Here is a 1567-nt window from a genome sequence, read left to right on the forward strand (position 1 = left end):
GTAATTGTAATTTGTTGTACTACCGGAACGGGTCACTTCAATGATTCCTTCATCCGTATGAATTAAAGAAAGATCTTTATTGCCGTCGTATTCAAAATTACCGCAATAATAACGACTGATCGAGGTGCTATCTTTTGTCACTTTGCAAAGCTTTTCCCCCTGGCATCGTAAATATAGCTGATGCTTTTATTTCCATCTTTTAAAAGAACGCAGGGTAAATTTAAAAAATTATACGATTCTTTCCCCCTGTTTTATTATGGTTTTTCAGTAAATCCCAACTTTCTCCAAAGTTACAATCTAATTTTGCAAGCCTTAATGAGTGTATTCCTCAAATAATTCGTTTTGAACTCAAATGAAAAAGCTTACTGTATTGTTTTTGTTTATCCCTTTATTTGCTCATGCGCAAAATACATTCAAAGCAATTGTCAAAGACAGCCTGACTCATGAACAGCTTACCGGACGAATATTTAATGTTGCATTACGAATTAAAATTTAGCATAAGTTTGTTGCATTTATATTTCTGACTCTCAATTAAAAAGAGTCAGAAATATTAACTTCCAATAAAATCACACCTGGAAGGAAATGAAAAAACAATTTCCCTTTTATAAATTCTTCATCAATACAAAACCTCAATTCTATTTGCTTTGTGTGGCATCCAGTGCTCCGATCACAAAGAACAACGGGGCATTCCAGTTAATGGCAATTTCATTGGTTGAATAGCTGCACTGTTCGTCTACATAAGATTTTGCCGGAAAGGTTGACCGTTGAACCTTATCCCCGCAATCTTTCATAACCACTGTATTGGGCCCTCCGACCAGAAAACCGGGAACTGGTTCTTTAACCCCGTCAGCGGCGGAAATACGGTGATGGATATTCTTGGGCGACTGCGTACCGAAACCGGTCACAAAACAATAACCGGTAGGATTTTTTCCCAACAGATAATCCACATTTTCCTGAAAAGCCGTCAGGTACTTTTTATCAGCAGTAAACTTATAAGCCATCCATTCAACTATAGCCTGATTGGCAACATCAGAATTGCTGCCCCATTTAAAAATGTCAAGGCTGACTTTGCAGGCAGAAGCATTAGCTTTATCTGCCAATATGGATGCCCGGGAAATTAATTGTTTTTGGGCAATCATTTTATAATCATTAAACTTATGATCATTGGATAAAGCAAGAGACATAAGCCCCAAAGTACTGACATTCCCCCATGAAGGAGCTTCAGCTTTCCCGTTTAAAATATCTTTTTCGTTCAACCAGGATTTATTTCCGGTAGCCAGGCACATCTCGGACTTGGCCCAGAAAAATTCATCGTCTAAAACCTCATCGCCATAAGTTCCGGTACTAATATCCGACGGCTGGATATAATATTTAGCAGGATTTAAATTTGCCCATTTCATAGCCTTTGTAGCAGCAAGTAAACAGGTTTTGGACAATGTTTTCAGACTGGCAATTTTGCTGTTTGAAAAAACACGTGATGCCATGGCCATGACAGCAGCGAAATCAAGAGTTGCTGCAGTTGATTTTTCCACCACATAACGGGGAGCAACCGCTTTGTCGGGCATCA

2 protein-coding genes are annotated in these 1567 nt (G+C 38.6%); one reads left to right on the forward strand and one right to left on the reverse strand.

What is annotated here, in order from left to right; genetic code table 11:
- Positions 1–352 precede the first annotated feature (352 nt).
- Positions 353–496 (forward strand): hypothetical protein, encoded by a 144-nt coding sequence (locus tag Q8907_16965; GenBank protein MDP4275961.1) that lies wholly within the window; start codon positions 353–355, stop codon positions 494–496.
- A 139-nt stretch (positions 497–635) separates the two neighbouring features.
- Here Q8907_16965 and Q8907_16970 read toward each other — a convergent pair.
- The coding region (locus tag Q8907_16970) for a glycoside hydrolase family 9 protein (protein ID MDP4275962.1) at positions 636–1567 on the reverse strand (932 nt) is incomplete at its 5' end.

The sequence above is a fragment of the Bacteroidota bacterium genome (assembly GCA_030706565.1).
Taxonomy (GTDB): domain Bacteria; phylum Bacteroidota; class Bacteroidia; order Bacteroidales; family JAUZOH01; genus JAUZOH01.

What these genes read in the sequence shown, in the direction of transcription:
- Q8907_16965 (MDP4275961.1), top strand. Translation starts at nt 353, where the DNA reads ATGAAAAAGCTTACTGTATTGTTTTTGTTTATCCCTTTATTTGCTCAT.